This is a genomic window from Streptomyces sp. NPDC002701 (assembly GCF_042889045.1).
In the GTDB taxonomy this organism is placed as follows: Bacteria; Actinomycetota; Actinomycetes; order Streptomycetales; family Streptomycetaceae; genus Streptomyces.
Map to the genome: position 1 here is coordinate 447,058 of NZ_JBIAQL010000004.1, position 16,276 is coordinate 463,333.

General features: G+C 69.9%; 19 protein-coding genes. 9 read left to right on the plus strand and 10 right to left on the minus strand.

Translation table 11 applies throughout. The annotated features are described in order from the left end of the window. Positions 1 to 66: 66 nt before the first annotated feature. Positions 67 to 1,128: a serine hydrolase domain-containing protein gene (locus ACFYXC_RS14540; RefSeq protein WP_389551053.1), complete on the plus strand. Its 1,062-nt coding sequence runs from the start codon at positions 67 to 69 to the stop codon at positions 1,126 to 1,128. A gap of 310 nt (positions 1,129 to 1,438) precedes the next feature. Here the strand turns inward: ACFYXC_RS14540 and ACFYXC_RS14545 are convergent, their stop codons facing one another. Further along, complete coding sequence (locus ACFYXC_RS14545; protein WP_389551056.1) at positions 1,439 to 1,786, minus strand: STAS domain-containing protein; 348 nt, start codon at positions 1,784 to 1,786, stop codon at positions 1,439 to 1,441. A gap of 233 nt (positions 1,787 to 2,019) precedes the next feature. Here ACFYXC_RS14545 and ACFYXC_RS14550 point away from each other — a divergent pair, with 233 nt between their 5' ends. The 6 genes from ACFYXC_RS14550 (at position 2,020) to ACFYXC_RS14575 (ending at position 6,934) form a co-directional block, all read left to right on the plus strand. Continuing rightward, positions 2,020 to 2,526, plus strand: coding sequence for a DUF2617 family protein (locus tag ACFYXC_RS14550; RefSeq protein WP_389551058.1), 507 nt, complete (start codon positions 2,020 to 2,022; stop codon positions 2,524 to 2,526). Next, the gene (locus tag ACFYXC_RS14555) at positions 2,523 to 2,936 is read left to right on the plus strand and encodes a DUF4247 domain-containing protein (RefSeq protein ID WP_388907218.1); all 414 of its coding nucleotides are present in this window, start codon (positions 2,523 to 2,525) and stop codon (positions 2,934 to 2,936) included. The genes ACFYXC_RS14550 and ACFYXC_RS14555 overlap by 4 nt, the downstream gene beginning before the upstream one ends. Before the next feature lie 98 nt (positions 2,937 to 3,034). Then, positions 3,035 to 3,472 carry a DUF350 domain-containing protein gene (locus tag ACFYXC_RS14560; RefSeq protein ID WP_388907216.1) on the plus strand — a complete coding sequence of 146 codons (438 nt, stop codon included), beginning with the start codon at positions 3,035 to 3,037 and terminating at the stop codon, positions 3,470 to 3,472. Positions 3,473 to 3,484: 12 nt separating this feature from the next. Continuing rightward, positions 3,485 to 5,089, plus strand: coding sequence for a polyamine aminopropyltransferase (locus ACFYXC_RS14565; RefSeq protein ID WP_389551061.1), 1,605 nt, complete (start codon positions 3,485 to 3,487; stop codon positions 5,087 to 5,089). Positions 5,090 to 5,261: 172 nt separating this feature from the next. Beyond that, a complete protein-coding gene (locus tag ACFYXC_RS14570) occupies positions 5,262 to 5,579 on the plus strand; it encodes a hypothetical protein (RefSeq protein WP_389551064.1) in 318 nt (105 codons plus the stop codon). Positions 5,580 to 5,758: 179 nt separating this feature from the next. After that, a complete protein-coding gene (locus ACFYXC_RS14575; RefSeq protein ID WP_389551067.1) occupies positions 5,759 to 6,934 on the plus strand; it encodes a serine hydrolase domain-containing protein in 1,176 nt (391 codons plus the stop codon). Between the two features lie 8 nt (positions 6,935 to 6,942). On the opposite strand, the gene ACFYXC_RS14580 is transcribed toward ACFYXC_RS14575, so the two are convergent. From ACFYXC_RS14580 to ACFYXC_RS14590, 3 genes are all read right to left on the minus strand, one after another. Next, a complete protein-coding gene (locus tag ACFYXC_RS14580; protein WP_389551069.1) occupies positions 6,943 to 7,335 on the minus strand; it encodes an ester cyclase in 393 nt (130 codons plus the stop codon). A gap of 104 nt (positions 7,336 to 7,439) precedes the next feature. Next, positions 7,440 to 8,180 (minus strand): SDR family NAD(P)-dependent oxidoreductase, encoded by a 741-nt coding sequence (locus ACFYXC_RS14585; RefSeq protein ID WP_389551072.1) that lies wholly within the window; start codon positions 8,178 to 8,180, stop codon positions 7,440 to 7,442. 142 nt (positions 8,181 to 8,322) lie between these two features. Next, positions 8,323 to 8,691, minus strand: a complete 369-nt coding sequence (locus ACFYXC_RS14590; RefSeq protein WP_389551075.1) for a VOC family protein — start codon at positions 8,689 to 8,691, stop codon at positions 8,323 to 8,325. A gap of 186 nt (positions 8,692 to 8,877) precedes the next feature. On the opposite strand from ACFYXC_RS14590, the gene ACFYXC_RS14595 reads away from it, so the two are divergent. After that, complete coding sequence (locus ACFYXC_RS14595; RefSeq protein WP_389551078.1) at positions 8,878 to 9,441, plus strand: dihydrofolate reductase family protein; 564 nt, start codon at positions 8,878 to 8,880, stop codon at positions 9,439 to 9,441. Between the two features lie 50 nt (positions 9,442 to 9,491). On the opposite strand, the gene ACFYXC_RS14600 is transcribed toward ACFYXC_RS14595, so the two are convergent. Both ACFYXC_RS14600 and ACFYXC_RS14605 read right to left on the minus strand, forming a co-directional pair. Then, the gene (locus tag ACFYXC_RS14600; RefSeq protein WP_389551081.1) at positions 9,492 to 10,331 is read right to left on the minus strand and encodes a DUF6585 family protein; all 840 of its coding nucleotides are present in this window, start codon (positions 10,329 to 10,331) and stop codon (positions 9,492 to 9,494) included. Between the two features lie 42 nt (positions 10,332 to 10,373). Then, positions 10,374 to 11,477, minus strand: coding sequence for a M20 family metallopeptidase (locus tag ACFYXC_RS14605; protein WP_389551664.1), 1,104 nt, complete (start codon positions 11,475 to 11,477; stop codon positions 10,374 to 10,376). Between the two features lie 187 nt (positions 11,478 to 11,664). Between ACFYXC_RS14605 and ACFYXC_RS14610 the strand changes: the two genes are divergently transcribed. Next, on the plus strand, positions 11,665 to 12,549 hold the full coding sequence (locus ACFYXC_RS14610) for a LysR family transcriptional regulator (protein ID WP_389551084.1): 885 nt from the start codon (positions 11,665 to 11,667) through the stop codon (positions 12,547 to 12,549). A 109-nt stretch (positions 12,550 to 12,658) separates the two neighbouring features. Here ACFYXC_RS14610 and ACFYXC_RS14615 read toward each other — a convergent pair whose 3' ends face one another. The 4 genes from ACFYXC_RS14615 to ACFYXC_RS14630 all read right to left on the minus strand — a co-directional run bounded on the left by ACFYXC_RS14615 (position 12,659) and on the right by ACFYXC_RS14630 (position 16,212). Beyond that, on the minus strand, positions 12,659 to 13,579 hold the full coding sequence (locus ACFYXC_RS14615; protein ID WP_389551087.1) for an SDR family NAD(P)-dependent oxidoreductase: 921 nt from the start codon (positions 13,577 to 13,579) through the stop codon (positions 12,659 to 12,661). Positions 13,580 to 13,679: 100 nt separating this feature from the next. Next, positions 13,680 to 14,900 (minus strand): beta-ketoacyl-[acyl-carrier-protein] synthase family protein, encoded by a 1,221-nt coding sequence (locus tag ACFYXC_RS14620; protein ID WP_389551090.1) that lies wholly within the window; start codon positions 14,898 to 14,900, stop codon positions 13,680 to 13,682. Continuing rightward, positions 14,897 to 15,178 (minus strand): acyl carrier protein, encoded by a 282-nt coding sequence (locus ACFYXC_RS14625; RefSeq protein WP_388907177.1) that lies wholly within the window; start codon positions 15,176 to 15,178, stop codon positions 14,897 to 14,899. Before ACFYXC_RS14625 ends, ACFYXC_RS14620 begins: the two co-directional genes overlap by 4 nt. A 41-nt stretch (positions 15,179 to 15,219) precedes the next feature. Then, positions 15,220 to 16,212 (minus strand): hypothetical protein, encoded by a 993-nt coding sequence (locus tag ACFYXC_RS14630; protein WP_389551093.1) that lies wholly within the window; start codon positions 16,210 to 16,212, stop codon positions 15,220 to 15,222. Positions 16,213 to 16,276 lie beyond the last annotated feature (64 nt).

Here is a 16,276-nt window from a genome sequence, read left to right on the forward strand (position 1 = left end):
GCTGCCGTCGGTGTGCTGCTGATCCTCGGCGGGTGCGCCGAAGGGTCCGGTGCCGGGGAGCCGTCGGTGCGCTCTCCGAAGTCCCAGTCCCGCGACGGCGAGTCGGTCGCCGACTTTCTGCGCCGTACCCTGCCCGCGGGGGCCGGCGGCACCGTGATGGCCGCCCGCGGCGAAGAGCTCACGTACTGCGGCGGGTTCGGCGCAGCGGACCGCGCCGCCGGCACCCCCGCGAGCTGCCGGACCGTGTACGACGTCATGTCGATGACGAAGCAGTTCACCGCGGCCGCGATCGTGAAGCTGGAGGTGATGGGCCGGCTCCGGCTGAGTGATCCGATCAGCCGGTTCCTCGGACACGGGCGGCCCGTGCCGGAGGACAAGCGCGGCATCACGATCGAGCACCTGCTCACACACGGGTCGGGTCTGGTCGAAGGGCTCGGCGACGACTACGACCCCGTGTCACGGGAGGAGTTGGTGCGCCAAGCCCTGGCGTCGGAGCTGCGGTCCGCCCCGGGCAAGGAGTTCCACTACTCCAACACCGGCTACAGCCTGCTCGCCGCGATCGTCGAGGAGGCGTCCGGGGAGACGTACGAACGGTTCCTGGCCCGGCACCTGTTCGCCCCGGCCGGGATGGAGCAGACCGGATACGTGCTGCCCCGCTGGCCGCGACACCTCGTCGCGGTGGAGTACGACAGCAAGGGCCGCAGCCAGGGCAGGCCCTTCGACCATCCCTGGGCCGCCGACGGACCGTACTGGAACCTGCGCGGCAACGGCGGCATGCTCTCCACCGCCCACGACATGCTCCGTTGGCACCGTGCGCTCCTGGGTGACGAGATCCTGCCGGCGCACGCCAGGGACAAGCTCTTCGAACCGCGCCTGTCAGAACCGGGATCAGAGAGCTCGTACGGCTACGGCTGGAGCATCCGTGACACCCCTGACGGCCCTCTCGCCTGGCACGACGGCGGCAACGACTGGTCCCTGGGGCTGGTGAGCCGGTCCCTGCGCGACGGCGTCCTGGTGTTCTGGATCAGCAACCACGCGTACCGCGACGGGAAATGGAACCTTGAGGAGCAGGCGGAGGCGCTGACCGTGGGTGTCGCGGATCGTGTCCGCGCGGAGGGGGACGACTGATCGACTCTCCTTGGCCCGCGCAACCACCGGTCTCGCCCGGCGGTCGGCAGACGTCCGGCTCGTCACCGGCTTCGCTCGCCAGGGAGCGGACGCGGCTCGTCGGCGCTGATCAGCGCCATGCCGAGGCTGGCGGTCCGCGGGTCGTCCGCGCGGACAATTCCCGCGGCGGCCGGCGTCACGCTGCCGTTCGACGTCCGGGCGGCGTGGGAGAACAGGCGCCGGAGGTCGGCTGGGTGCCGGGGCAGGGCCCGTGCGGCGCCCTGCCCGACGCCTCGCCCCCTCGGGGGGTTCGACCCCCTCGGGGGGACGTTCAGCCGCTGACTGCGGCTTGCGCGTCGGTGACGGTGTCGTAGACCCGCAGGACCTGATCGGCCCCAGTGATCCGAAGGACCCGCCGCAGCCCTGCGGGCACACATGCCAGCACCAGCACGGCCGCCACGGCGTCCGCCTGCCGCCACGCCGCCAGCAGCACGTTCAGTCCCGCTGAGTCACAGAACGGGACCTCGGACAGATCCAGCACGATGAAACGGTTGCCCTGCACGATCAGTTCCCGAAACCGCGCCCGCAGCGTCGGAGCACTGGCGTGATCCATCTCGCCGCTGACCCTCCCGATCAGGCAGCGGCCCACGACGGCCGTCTCGACCGAGGTATCAACCACAGCGTTCTCCCCATCGTCCCCATAAGAGACAACACCGACATCCTGCTGCGAAAGCCTACTGCCCCGCTTCCCCGGCCTCCCGGACGTCCCGCACAACTGTCCATGTCGGGTGCCCGGAGCGGAGCACGCGCAGGAAAGGCTTTTCACTCCGCCCCGCCCCCGCCCTTCAAGCCCCACGAACACCTGTGTCATACTCGGGCGCCGATCATGGCAGAAAACGACCGGGGGACCGTGTGAACGCCGTTTCTCTGGACGCCCCTTATCTGGACACGGATGCGGATCAACTCTGCTTCTCGCTCGACCTGACGGAGCGTCCGGCGCTGGCAGAGCGTGTGGTGTCGCTCGGCGGACTCGATGTGCGGCTACGGCTGCTCGGGGCCTCGCACCAGGTGTTCGCCGGTCCCGTGCGAGAGACCGTGGCCTGCCTGCAGGGCGCCGTGAAGGGCCTGCCGGAGACCTGTACCCGCCATCTGCCGGGCCGGGTCTACGAGTTCGGCGCCACCACCCGCCGACTGACCTCCGAGGACTTCAGCACCCAGGTGACGCAGGTCCTCGACCGGGCCGCCGACGCCGAGCACAGCCTGTGCGGAGTCTTCCCCGGCTCCCCGGAGGCGGTCACCGCGGTGGTCGTCGAGACGGCCGAAGGGCCGTACGGAACCGGGCTCTTGTGGCGCACCTGGCACACGTATCCGCAGAACGGCCAGATCGTATCGACGTACAGCCGGCTGGAGGCCCGATGAACAGCGCCCGACTCGTCCGCGCAGCGGTGGCGGCCGTGCTGACCGCGACCCTGCTCACCGCATGCTCCAGCGACGGGGACAACGGGGACAACAACGCGGTCCCGCGCGGGTGGATCAGCAAGACGTACACCCCGTCCGGAGCGGGCTGGCGCGATGCGGACAGCAGCCCGAGCCAGGTCGCCAAGGCGATCCGCAGCGAGCGGAAGGAACAGGACCGTGCCTCCGGGGACCGCATGGAGTTCCTGCGCTACGGCGACGACATGGTCACCGTCTCGCCGCACCGGAGCGGCAGCCTGATCGAGATCGAGGACTACCGCAACGGCTACCACCGCCACCAGCGGCACCTCACCAACTGGCCGGACCCGGACAGCGAGAGCTTCCGCGGCGGCGGCCCCGGCGAGGGCAAGTAACACCGGGTGACCGGCCGGATCGCCTCCCGACGCCTCCCACGCTCCTCCCGCACAGCACCGGATCACGCCCCGACCCCGCCACCAAGAAAGGCACCGCAGTGACCGAGATTTTCGAGTCGACCGGCCAAGCCCTGCTCTACGGAATCGTGGGCCTCGTCGTGATGGCCGTCGGCTTCATCGCCCTCGACCTCGTCACGCCGGGCAAGCTGTACCACGTGGTATGGACCGACCGGAACCGCGGCGCGGCCGTCCTGCTGGGCAGCCAGTCCGTCGCCGTGGGCCTGGTCATCATGAAGGCCATCGAGGCGAGCGAGTCCGAGCAGGGTCTCGGTTACGGCCTGATCAGCACGCTGCTGTACGGCCTGGCCGGGGTGCTGGTGATGACCGTCGTCGGCATCGTGATCGGTGTGTTCACGCCGGGCCAGATGGGCGCGGTCGTCCTCGACGACCAGGACGCCCGTCCGCACCCCGCCGCCTGGGTCCAGGCCGGCATGTACCTGGGCACCGGGTTCATGGTCGGCGCGGCGATCTCGTAGCGGCGCCCCTCGATGAGCGCCACCACCGTGCAGGGCCGCGAGACCGCCGTGGAGCCCTCCCGCCCCCCGGCCGTCCGGCACACCCGGGGGGCTCGCTTCCTGCTGCTGTTCGCCGTCTTCCTCTGCGCGGCCTGCGGTCTGGTGTACGAGCTGGCCCTGACCGCGCTGGGCAGCTACCTCATCGGCAACTCGGTGCTCCAGACCTCCGTGGTGATCTCGGTGATGGTGTGCGCCATGGGAGTGGGATCCCTCGCCGCCAAACCGCTGCGCCGCCGGGCGGTGGGGGCGTTCGCGCTCGTGGAGGGTGTGCTGGCGCTGGTCGGCGGGCTGTCGGTGCTGGTGCTGTACTCGGCGTTCGCCTGGCTCCAGCTGTACACCCCGGCGATGATCATGGTCGCGGTGGCCGTCGGGGTGCTGATCGGCGCCGAGATCCCGCTGCTGATGACCATGCTTCAGCGGATCCGGCGGCAGGAGGCGGGCAGCGCGGTCGCCGACATGTTCGCCGTCGACTACATCGGGGCGCTGGTCGGCGGCCTGGGCTTCCCGCTGTGGCTCCTGCCGACGTTCGGCCAGCTGAAGGGCACCCTGGTGGTCGGCGCGGTGAACGCGGTGGCCGGGGTCATCGTGGTGGTGTTCATCTTCCGGCGGCAGCTGCGGCGCTGGGTGCGCAACGCCCTGCTGGCGGGGGTCACGGCGGTCCTGGCCGTGCTCGGTACGACGTACGCGCTCGCGGACGACCTGGAGATGACCGCGCGTCAGCAGATGTACCGGGACCCGATCGTCCACGCGGAGACGACGCCGTACCAGGAGATCGTCGTCACCCGTTCCACCGCTTTCACCGGCAAACCGGACATCCGGCTGTTCCTGAACGGTGATCTCCAGTTCAGCTCCGTCGACGAGTACCGGTATCACGAGTCCCTCGTCCACCCCACGCTCGCGGGCTCCCGCGCCAACGTGCTGATCATGGGCGGCGGCGACGGGCTCGCCCTGCGCGAGGTGCTGCGCTACGACGACGTACAGCACGTCACTCTCGTGGAACTGGACCCGGCGATGACCCGGCTCGGGCTCGACTTCGAGCCCCTGCGCGACCTCAACGACGAGGCGTTGGACGACCCGAGGGTCGAGGTCGTCAACGCCGACGCCTTCAACTGGCTGCGCGACGCCCGGCAGCAGTACGACGCGGTCGTCATCGACTTCCCCGACCCGGACACGGCGGCGCTGGCCAAGCTGTACTCGGTGGAGTTCTACCACCTGCTCGGCCAGGTGCTGACGCCGCGGAGCAGGGTGATGGTGCAGAGCGGGTCGCCGTTCTTCGCGCCGAAGACGTACTGGTCGATCGCGAAGACGATCGAGACGGCGGGCTACGCGACCACCGAGTTCCAGGTCGACGTACCGAGCTTCGGCAACTGGGGCTTCGTCCTGGCCACCCGGGGCGGCGACACGCCCCCGCCGCTGCGGCTGGCACCGGAGGCCCCGCAACTGCGCTACCTGGACGAGGCGGTCCTGAAGGCCGCCGCGGTCTTCCCCGTGGACCGCCGCCGCCAGGACGTGCGTCCGAGCACGCTGATGGACCCGGCCGTACTGGACTACGTACTGGACGAATGGAAAAACTACTGACCGCGCGCGCTTGAGATCATCTCGCTCGCAAGGGCGAGGCCGAGTGCGTCGCCCACTCCTTCTTCACCGCAGAGAAGGAAAACCGTCATTCAGCGACGGCATACCGCTCACCGAGGGTCGTAATGGCCGCCCTGTCCAGGGGAGTTCCGTCTTGGAGGGCGGACAGTGTCGTGTGGAAGATGTCCAGGTCCACACCCCGTGCGAGGTCGTCCTCATGGTTCCAGGCGATGTTCGCGGCCTGGACCGCGCGCCCGAAGGCGGCAGCCCCGGGCAGTGGGGTGACGGTTCGCTCGGCGTCATGGTCCTCAGCAGCCTCGCCCAGAACGACGCCCGCGGTCTCGCCTCGGCCTGGACCGAGATGGGCCGGGCGACCCCGTTCGCCGATCTGCTGGGTTTCCAGGAGGACATGACGCGACTCGTCCCCCTGATCACCGCCGCGTGCCTCCCCTCCTGGCGGCGGGCGTGGCGGTCTGGGGGGTACGCAGGCTGACGGGCCCACCACGGCGTGTCTGACCGCCCCGGCCGGTACCGGTTCGAGCATCATGTGCCGGCTCTGGTCCACTTCAGTGGACGCGCCCCATGTGCCTGTTGATGTCGGCGGCCGAAGCCGCTTCACTCGACCTCGGCGTGCGCGTCCGCACACCGTACCGGGTGACGGAGGAGTGGATCGTGGATCGACGAAGGGTGCTGGGCGTGGTGGCGACCGCGGCCGGCGTGGCGCTGATACCGGGCAGGGCCATGGCCGCCGGGGACGGTCTGGCGGCGCGGGTGCAGTCCTGTCTCGACCGCGCGCTGGCCGCCGGCGCTCCGAGCGCGCTGTTCGGTGTCATCCGCGGTGGCCGGCGGTATGTGGCCGGTGCCCGTCAGAACGGCCCCGCCCCCGACGGCAGGACCGTGTTCCAGCTCGGCTCGATCGGCAAGACGCTCACCGCCACCGCGCTGGCGTGCGCGGTACGTGCGGGCACGGTGCGTCTGCACACGCCGCTCACCCTGCCGCCCGGGTTCACCGTCCCGCGCGGGGAGACCCGGCGGATCACCCTGCACGACCTGGCGACCCACTCCTCCGGCCTGCCCCGCCTCCCCGCCAACCTCCTGGCCGGGGCTGACCCGTACAACCCGTACGCGCACTACACGCTGGAGGACCTGGCCGTCGGACTGCCCCAGACCCCGCTGGACAGAGAGCCGGGCAGCGGGTACGCATACTCGAACCTGGGCTTCGGGCTGCTCGGCCAGACGCTGGCCTTCGACGGCGTGGACGCGATGCTGCGGCGCCGGGTGGCCGCACCGCTGGGCCTGTCGGACACGACCACGACGCTGCGGCCGGACATGGCCGCCCGAAAGGCCGTCGGTCATATGGCCGGGGAGGCGGTTCCCGACTGGCGCGACCCCGTCCTCAGCGGTGCGGGCACCTCGATGTACAGCACCGCCGACGACATGCTGCGATACCTGGATGCCCAGCTGCGTCCAAAGCGCTCGCCGCTGCGGGATGCGATCGAGCTGACGCAGCGACGCCACTTCACCGACCCCGCCACGGGCCTGCGGCTGGGACTCGGCTGGCACTTCGGCACGTTGTCCGACGGCCGGACGATGATGTGGCACAACGGTGGCACCTACGGTTTCACCACCTGTGCGGCGTTCGAGCGGACGAGCGGCACGGCTGTGCTGATGATGGTGAACACATACAGCGATGGCACACCGACGTTTGACGCTCTGGCCTTCGAACTGCTCACCGAACTCGCCGGTTCCTGGCTTTCGCTGCCGCCGGGTGTCGGTCGCGGATGCCGACTGCGACAGCCGTCCTCCCCGGCACACCGTTACCACGCAGTTGGCCCGGACGGGCCGTAAGAAGCAGGTCAGGCGGCCAGCTGTCGCTGCACCGCCTGGGCGTCGATCAGGTAGTTCATCTCGTAGAAGCGCCCGTCACGCACCTTGTGGAAGGCGTACTCCGCATACTCGACCGTGACGCCGGTGGGCGGCACGCCGAACCACTCCTTCGCGGGCGTGCCCTGGTTGTGGAGACGGGTCGCCACTCGGTCACCGTCGATCGCGAGGTCCTTGACCCGCCAGGTGAAGTCCGGGACCGCGTCGGTGTGGCTCCGCTGTTCCGCGATGACGTCGTCCCGCGTCACCGGGTGGCCGTTCATGACGAGTTCGTCGTGGATGAACTCGGTCATGCGGTGGAACTCATGAGCGTTGAGCGCGTCGATGTAGCGCTGGAAGAAGTCACGCAGTTCGGCGTCGGACATGGTTGCCTCCCGGTGTCCCGGATCGGATGCATTCGCATGGTGATCAAGTGCGGTGTGTTGTCATGCCCGGCCATGCCGGGCATCGGCTGAGCGGACGTACGTGTTCAGATCTGGTTCATTCCGCCGTCGACGTAGAGATTCGCGCCGTAGACGAAGCTGCTGTGCGACGAGGCGAGGAAGGTCACGGCGGCGGCGATCTCGTCCGGGTCGGCGACCCGCTTGGAGGGCAGACCGGCCGCGACGTTCTCCATCATCTCTTGGGCGCGGTCGCCGAAAGCCTCGACCCACATCGGGGTGTCCACCGGACCCGGCGAGATCGCGTTGACCCGGACGCCCCGGCCGCCCAGCTCGTCGGCCCAGGCGCGGGCGTACGCCCGCACGGCAGCCTTCGATGCCCCGTAGGCACTCATGCCCGCCGCGCCTCCCTCGGCGGCCGTGGAAGCGGTGAGTATCACCGAAGCCCCGTCGTTGAGCAGCGGGAGGGCCTTCTGCACGGTGAGGAAGGTGCCCTTGACGTTGGTGTCGAAGACCGCGTCATGCATGTCCTCGGTGAGCTCGTCCAACGTCGCGATGTGGTTGATGCCCGCGTTGACGAACAGCACGTCCAGGCCCTGCCCGTGCTCCCGTACGCGCTCGTACAGGCGGTCCACGTCGGCCGCGACGCCGACGTCACCGGACACCGCGGTGGCGTTGCCGATCGCGGCGACCGCCTTCTCCAGCTCGGTCTCACGCCGGCCGGTGATGAACACGTGCGCACCCTCGGCCGCGAAGCGCTTCGCGGTCGCCAGGCCGATCCCGGTGCTGCCCCCGGTGACGACTGCTGTCCTGCCTTCGAGCTGCCCCATGGTCATGACCTCCAGAACTTTGAGTACCGATCGGTACCGAAGAAACAGTAACACCTTCCGTACCGATCGATACACAAGAGGGCCGACCGATTGCGTGGAGACATGGCGGACCGGCAGGCCGCAGGGCTTCGGCGGTGCAGCGTCAGCGGGCCGGGATCGGCTGCGTGAGGTTCACCGGGTTGCCGTCGGGGTCCTGGATGTGGGCGACGCGCTGTCCCCACGGCATGTCGTTGGCACCGCCTCGGACCGAGCCGCCCAGCGCCTCCACCCGGCCGAGCGTCTCGTCGACGTCGTCGACACCGATGCTGAGCAGGATCCGCGACGCGGTCACCGTCCCCGCGTCCGCCTTGGCCACCAGCCCGAGGTCGGTGTCACCTATGCGCAAGCCGAGGTAGAAGACCGGGCCCTTCTCCGGTATCCGGAAGGTCTCCTCGGCGCCGAACAGCTTCGTGTAGAAGCCGAGCAGAACATCGTGGTCGGCAGTCACGATCACTGGCTGAATGGTGGACATGGCACTCCTGTCGAGAACGGTCGTGTCACTGGACAGACCGTTCGAGGACGCCGAACTCATCTGCACAGCCGACACGGCGGCGCCCTCGCATCTCAGGCACTTGTTGACGACGGCGTTCAGGGAGGATGGTCACTCCGACACACCGGACCGGATGCCGACAAGGCCGCCGGCCTATGAGGAGGACGCATGGGAAAGGTCGCCTGGGGGTTCACGTGCTCGATCGACGGCTTCATCGCCGGACCGGGGCACGACATGAGCTGGATGTCCGCCGGCGAACCGCTGGCCGAGGGCACCGTACAGCGAATGGCGCGAGAGGTCGCAGTGATCATCTCAGGACGGGCCGGCTACGACGCGGCGAAAGCGCAGCAGGGCGAGCGGGACGACACGACGTCCGAGGCATACGGCGGCGCGTGGTCCGGAGTCGAGTTCATCCTCACCCACCGACCGGAGGAGATCGCCGACGACCCGACCATTGTCGCGCTGAACTGCGACGTCGTGGAGGCGATCCGTCGCGCTCAGGAGATCGCCGGCGACCGGGATGTGCAGATCATCAGCGCCGACATCGCCCGGCAGGCACTCGAGCACGACCTCATCGACGAGCTGCAGGTCTTCGTCGCCCCGGTGTTCCTCGGCGACGGCACCCGCATCTTCGACGTCCCCGGCGGACGCCGCATCGACTGGGAACTGGAGGAGATCTACGAGGACAGTCCGCGCAGCTTCGGACGGACCTACCGCCCGAAGCGGAGCTAGCTGGTCCCTGGGTCGGTCGCCGTCGCCTCGACCGACCGGCACCGCGCGTGTCACCCCTCGTAAAGCTTCGAGGCGATGGTCAGGAAGACGAGGAAGTTGGGCACGGACTTCACCTGGGCGTGTGCCCAGGCCCTGGGCTGTCCCTGCTGACCGCGCTGTCCGCGCTGACCGTGCTGACCGTGCTGTCGGACGAATATGGAGCCCTCGCGGACATCGATCGCCGCGACGGCCGACCAGGGAAGCCTCCCCCGCCGCTTGGTCGCGATGCCGGTGGCGTCCAGCTCGAAGGGACCGTAAGCCACCCGCCGTCCCTCGCGAACCGACTCCCAGACCCGCTGGGCCTGAGCGCGGGCGATGGCCTGGGCGATCAGGGGCGCCCAGGTGCCGTGGTCGGCAAACGCGTGGGTGATCTGAACCTTCACCCCGCCCGGCGCCAGCAGGGTCGAGGTATGGGCGCTCTGGAGCGTCGTCCTCAAGTCGTTGTACGCGGCCACCTGGTTGAGGGTCTCCTGGTAGTGGACCGCCTGGTCCCAGCGGACTGCGAACAGCCGCCCGGCGCCCATGTCCGCGACCATGCCGTCCTCGAAGAGGTACAGACGTCGACTACCCAGCTTCTTACGGGCGTTGGGGCTCCGGAGCAGGGCACCGACGGCCAGCACCGTGATCAGCAGGGGGTACAGCGCGAACGCCCAGGACACGAAGACCCACAGCAGGACGCCTCCCGTCGCCAGACAGGCGATGCCCGCCAGGGACGCGGCAACGAACAGTCCGCGATGCCCCTCCTGCACGGCCACCTCCCTCTTCGGCAGGAAGGTGCGTTCACGTCGGCCCAGGCGGTTGCGGGAAGCCAGTCCGGCGACTGCAGGGGAGAGGGAAACCGGCGTACTCATGCAGGACCTCGGCTTCGTGTGGGAGCGACCCGGTAAAGGCGCTCAGCTAATGGTGTGGTCGATGAGTCGAGCGAGCAGTCGTGCGCGAGGGATCATCCGTGCGATGTCGACGTACTCGGTGTCCGCGTGGGCGCCGGCGCCCACGGCACCGAGGCCGTCCAGCGTCGGACAGCCGACCGCCGCCGTGTAGTTGCCGTCAGAGGCGCCCCCGACAGCCACTCCGCGCAGCGGTTCCTGGTCCAGATCCGCGGCGAACCGGGATGCGAGCGCGAACAGTTCCGCGGAGGAGGCCGGCTCCATGGGTGGTCGTTGCCTGCCGCCCAGCACCGTGAGCCGGGCTTCGGGCGTCCGCGCGGTGAGTCCCCGCATGAGCTCGTCGATCAGGTCCTGCGTCTGCGGGGTGGGTACGCGTACGTCCACCGAGAACCGTGCCAGCGCGGGCACCGTGTTGCGCGCGCTGCCGGCCGACAGCACGGTGGGCGTGACGGTGGCGGAGCCCAGTACGGGGTGGGCCGGTCCGACGACACCTGTCGAGGCTCCGAGGCGGGCGACGGCCAGTACCTGGTACGCGGCCTCGACCGCCGCGTTGACTCCTTTGTGCGGTTCCTGACCCGCGTGCGCGGCGCGGCCGTGCACCACCACCTCGTACCGCGAAGTGCCCTTGCGGGCCGTCTTGAGCGCACCCTTCGGGTCCGCGGACGCCTCCAGCACGAAAGTCGCCCGGCACCCGCGCGCGGCCTCCTCGATCAGGTGCCGGGAGGTCGTGGAGCCGACCTCCTCGTCCCCGGTGACCAGCACGCACACCCCGTCCAGGGAGGGCAGGGCGGCCAGCGCGTGGAACATCTGCACCAGGCCCGCCTTCATGTCCAGGACTCCGGGGCCGCGAGCGATCCCGTCGGCCGACGACCAGGGATGATCCCGGAGCGAGCCGATGGGCCACACCGTGTCGTGGTGTCCCAGCAGCAGGACCCGCGGGGTGCCGAAGGCCCACCGCACATGGGTCACACCGTCGATCACGATCGTCTCCGGCGCGGTACCCAGCAGCCTGGTCCCGACGGCTCGGACCACCTCGGCGCTGCGTGCCACCGCCGCATGGTCGGCCGAGAAGGACTCGCAGAGAACGAGTTCCTCCAGATCGGCCAGCATCGTCGACAACAACACGTTTCCCCCTCGGAGTTCGGCCAGGCGGGCCCCGCTCCTCACCGGCTCCCCAACGACGTTAGGACGGCGTCAGACATTCCACCAGCGACTGGATCGCATGGCACCCATGCGCTGAATGAATGAGTCGTGGAAGGATGACGGAACTCAAGGGAGCGCTTCGGAAGGGAGCGAGGTGTTCGAGACCGACGCGCTGCGGCTGCTCGTGGCAGTGGCCGAGACCGGTTCGTTCACGAGAGCCGCGGCCCAGCTCAACTACACACAGTCCGCGGTGTCCCGGCGTATCGCCGCGTTGGAACAGCAGGCGGGCGGGCCGCTGTTCGAGCGGCTCCCCCGAGGCGTGCGACTCAATCCCGCGGGCCGCGCACTGCACCGGCACGCCGTGGAGGTGCTCGACCGGCTGTCGCGGGCGGAGCGGGAACTGCGTGTGTTGCACGCCGGGTACGGCGGACTGCTGCACCTGGGCGCGTTCGCCACCGCCAACATCTCACTGGTGCCCACCGCGCTGCGGACACTCAAGGACGCGAGGCCGGATGTCGAGGTCGTCGCGGTGGAGGGCTGGACGGACACGCTGATGGAGCGCCTGGCGGCCGGGACGCTGGACATCGCCGTCGTCAGCGACTATCCGTCCGGTCTGCCGTCGGCCGACGGTGTCACAACGGCCGTGCTGTGCGAGGACGAACTGTTCGTGGCCCTCCCCCGCGGACATCGCCTGGCCGGAGCCGACGCCGTCGACCTGAGGGAACTGCACGACGAAGCATGGCTCCACAGCGCGTACGGCGACCGTCCGACGATGCTCGCCGACGCCTGTGCCCGGGCGGGATTCACCCCCAGGAAAATCATCCGGATCGCGGAGTGGACCGCGAAGTTCGGCTATGCGGCCGCCGGGCTGGGGGTGGCACTGGTCCCCTCGCTCGCCGCCCGGGCAGTCCCCGACGAACTCGTCCTGCGCCGACTCACCGACCCGCATCTGCGCCGGACCGTCCACGTGGCGCTGCCCGCCGCACCGCTGCCGGCGGCACTGAAACTGCGGGATCTGCTGCACCAAGAAGTCCGCTGAACTGCCTCTGGACGCAGCATGGCCGAACGGCAGGGATGACGCCCGCGGGCGTAGGCACCGGCACTGCCCTCGTACGTCCGGGGCGTCCTCGGGCCCGGAGCCGGCCTGCTCAGCCGTCTGTCCGCTGAGGAACGGACAGTCCCGGCAGTCCGGCCATGCCCGCCAGGCGGCGACGCAGTCCGAGGTGCGAAGGGGCCAGACCCGCGAGACTCTTCTTGGTCCGATCGGTCATGACGGTGGGGAGGAGCGCGTTGGAGGCCACGCTGAGCCGTGCTGCTGTCCCCGCCCGGTAGCACGCCTTGGGACGCGGGGCCCGCAGTGCCCGCAGAATCGCCGCGGCGGCGACATCGGGGCTCGCATAGCGGCTGGTGCTGCGCAGCGCGACGGCGGTGGCGCGGTAGCTGGCGGTGAACTGCTCACACACAGTGCTGGGTTCGTGCAGAGCCTCCGCGGCGTGCTCCAGGAGGGCGGTGGTGTGGAAGCCTGGTTCCACCAGGATGGCGTGGACGCCCAGGGCGGCGTTCTCCATGCGCAGGGCGTCGGTGAGCGCGCGCAGAGCGGACTTGCTGGCGCAGTACCAGCCGTTGAGCGGCAGCGACACCCTTCCGCCCATGGAGGTGACGTTGACGATGCGTCCCTCGCCCCGGCTGCGCATGCCCGGAAGGACCAGCCGGGCGATGCGGGCCGGAGCATGCACGTTGACGTCCATGACCCTCCGCGCGTCGGCCTCTGTGACGTCCTCGACGGCTCGGGGAGTCACGACACCGGCGTTGTTGACCACCGCCCACGGGCCGCCGCCGGTCCGTTCGGCGATCTCGGCGAAGACGGCATGGCAGGCGTCCGCGTCCGTCAGCTCCAGCGCCAGGGTCTGGAGGTGCAGGCCGCGCTCTTCGGCGCGTGCGGCGAGTTTCTCCGCCTTCTCGGTGCTGCGTGCGGTGGCGATGACCTCGTACCCGGCGCCGGCCAGCCGCAGGGCGGTCGCCAGGCCGATCCCGCTGCCGGCTCCGGTGACTACGACACTTCGTCCCATGGTTCCGTCCTCGTCTGTACGTTGCTCGGCGTGGGTCGAGGCCCGCCGGCATGGGCCGGGCCCGGGCGCGTGTTGGCGCGGGCCGTTGCGACGGCCGGGTTCAGGCACGGGTGAAGATCAGTGCCGCGTTCTGTCCGCCGAACCCGAACGATGTGCTCAGCGCCGCGTGCATGGCCCGCGGTCGGGCGGCCTTGGTCACGACGTCCAGGTCGATGCGGTCGTCGACACGGTCGAGGTTGGCCGTCGGCGGGATCTGCTGGTGCTGCAGTGTCAGGACGGTGAGGGCGGCCTCGATGGCTCCGGCTCCGGCGATGGAGTGGCCCAGCACGCTCTTGCTCGCCGTCACCGGCGGCGGAGTCCCGAAGACGGTCCGCAGTGCGCGTGCTTCCGAGAGGTCGTTGAGTTCGGTGGCGCTGCCATGGGTGTTGACGTGGTCGATGTCGCGGGGCTCCATACCGGCCGCGTCGAGGGCCGCCGTGATGGTGCGCGCCGCGCCGCTGCCGTCGGGGGTCGGAGCGGTGGAGTGGTGGGCGTCGCATCCCATGGCCCCGCCGGCCAGGTAGGCGTGCACGGGAGCGCGGCGTGCACGGGCGTGTTCGCTTCGCTCCAGTACCAGTACTGCCGCGCCCTCGGCGAGGACGAAGCCGTCGCGGTCGGCGTCGAAGGGCCGACTGGCCGCCCGCGGCGCGTGGTTACGGCGGGACAGTGCCCGCAGTTTGTCGAAGCTGGCCGCCGCCAGGGGCGAGCAGGCGGAGTCGCTGCCACCGGCCACGACCACGTCGCAGACGTTGGAGCGCAGCAGGTCGCGGGCCAGGCTGATGGCGGAGGAGCCGGAGGCGCACGCGGTGCTGACACAGAAGCCGGGGCCCTGGGCGCCGAGGTCGAGGCTGACCTCACCGGCTGCCATGTTGGCCGAACCGCCGGGAATCGTCGTGGGTGAGATGCCTTGCGGGCGGTTGTCGAAGAGCTTCTTCCAGGCGGCTCCGTTGGCGGCCGTACCTCCGCTGGCGCCGATGATCACGCCCAGGCGCACCGGGTCGACCGTGTCGCTCTTCAGTGCGGCGTGGGCGGCCGCTTCCCGTGCCGCGGCCAGGGCGAGCTGGATGAAGCGGTCCATGCGCCAGGTGTAGTTGCGTCCGAGGATCTCCTCGGGGCGGAAGGTTTCGGCCCGACACGAGAAGGTGACGGGAAGGCCCTGCAACTGTGGGTCGTCGGAGGCGGTGGGTGAGCCCTGGATGATGCGTTCCCAGGTGCTGGATACATCGGGACCTCCCGCGGTGACCATGCCCAGGCCGGTCACCGCTACGGCATCGGCACTCATACCGCGTCCGCCTTGCTCACTGCGGTGGGAGGGACCACGCTCGGCTGCAGGCTGTCGAGAAAGTCCGCGGCCTCGCTCAGGGTGGGGTTGCCCTTCAGCGCGGTGATGTCGTCGGGCATACGCAGGTCGTGCTCGTCCTCCAGAATGGTCAGCAGTTCCAGCATCGCGATGGAGTCGATGTCCAGCTCCTCCAGCCGCGTGCCGGGTCCGAAGTCTCCGGCGGTCTTGCCGAAGTGGTCGGTGAGGGTGCTGATGAGCAGGTTCAGCATGGGAGACATGACGGAAGTCCTTCCTAGGGGCGGTGCGGTGGACAAGGTGTTCAGGAGAGGAGTGCGCCCGTGTTCTGGACGACCACGCAGCTGGCGGTCATGCCGGTGCCCAGGGACAACAACAGGGAGACGCGCACACCGGACGGTTCTTCGGCGTGCAGGGTGGCGAGGTCGGCCAGCAGATCGCCGGCGCCCAGGTGTCCCGTGTCCTGTCCGGCGGTGCTGACCTTCGCCCTCAGATCCGGCGGGAGTGCGGGAAGGACCGCCGCGCGCAGGAAGGGTTGCCCCAGGCGGGGCAGACGCACGCTCGCGATCGAGGGGTCACCCGGCTCCGTGCCGATGTCGTCCAGCGCCCGCCGGATCGCGGTGCTGATGAGCCGGCGCATCTCCAAGGCGTGCGCCAGGTGCTCTTTGACCGTGCCCCCGTCCGCAGGCCGCCGATCCGCGGGAGCCGCGTCCGAGGTCGCCGGAAGGGACACCATGGAGGCTCCGCAAGAGGTCACCGCGCGGACGTGGAGCCGGCCGGGCACGGTACGGCTCAGCACGACCGCTGCTGCTCCGTCCTCCAGTGCCACTCCCTCACCGCTGGCACTGGTCCAGTGCTCCGCCGGAAGGCCGGCGAAGGAATCACCGGCCACCACCACCGCGTGCTGCACGGCGGGATCGGCGATCATCCGCGCGACGGCGTGCTCGACACCGGCGGCTCCGCCGGACGACATCTGCTGGAGCCCCAGGACGGTCGCGCGCACCGCACCGCAGGCGCGCGCCAGGTGGAAGGGTGCCAGCCGCCATTCGTCACCGTTGTCGAAGCCGGACGCGAGCAGCAGCAGCTGCACTTGTTCGGCCGCCAGACCCGCCTGGTCCAGCGCGGAGACCGTCACCTGCTGTGCCATCTGCGGACCGCTCAGCCTTCGCTGCACGACGTCCACGGGCGTCCCGGTGCCGCCCCGTGCTCCGGCGGGCGAACGGGCCGGCGGCAGATGGAGAACACCAGGAAGCAGCTGCACGGCGCCTGCGACACGGATGGCTCCGGTGACCTTCATCGGCGGGCCCCCGCCCACGGGCGCCTGGCTGTGACAGTACGTGGAGTCAACATCGAGAACGTGT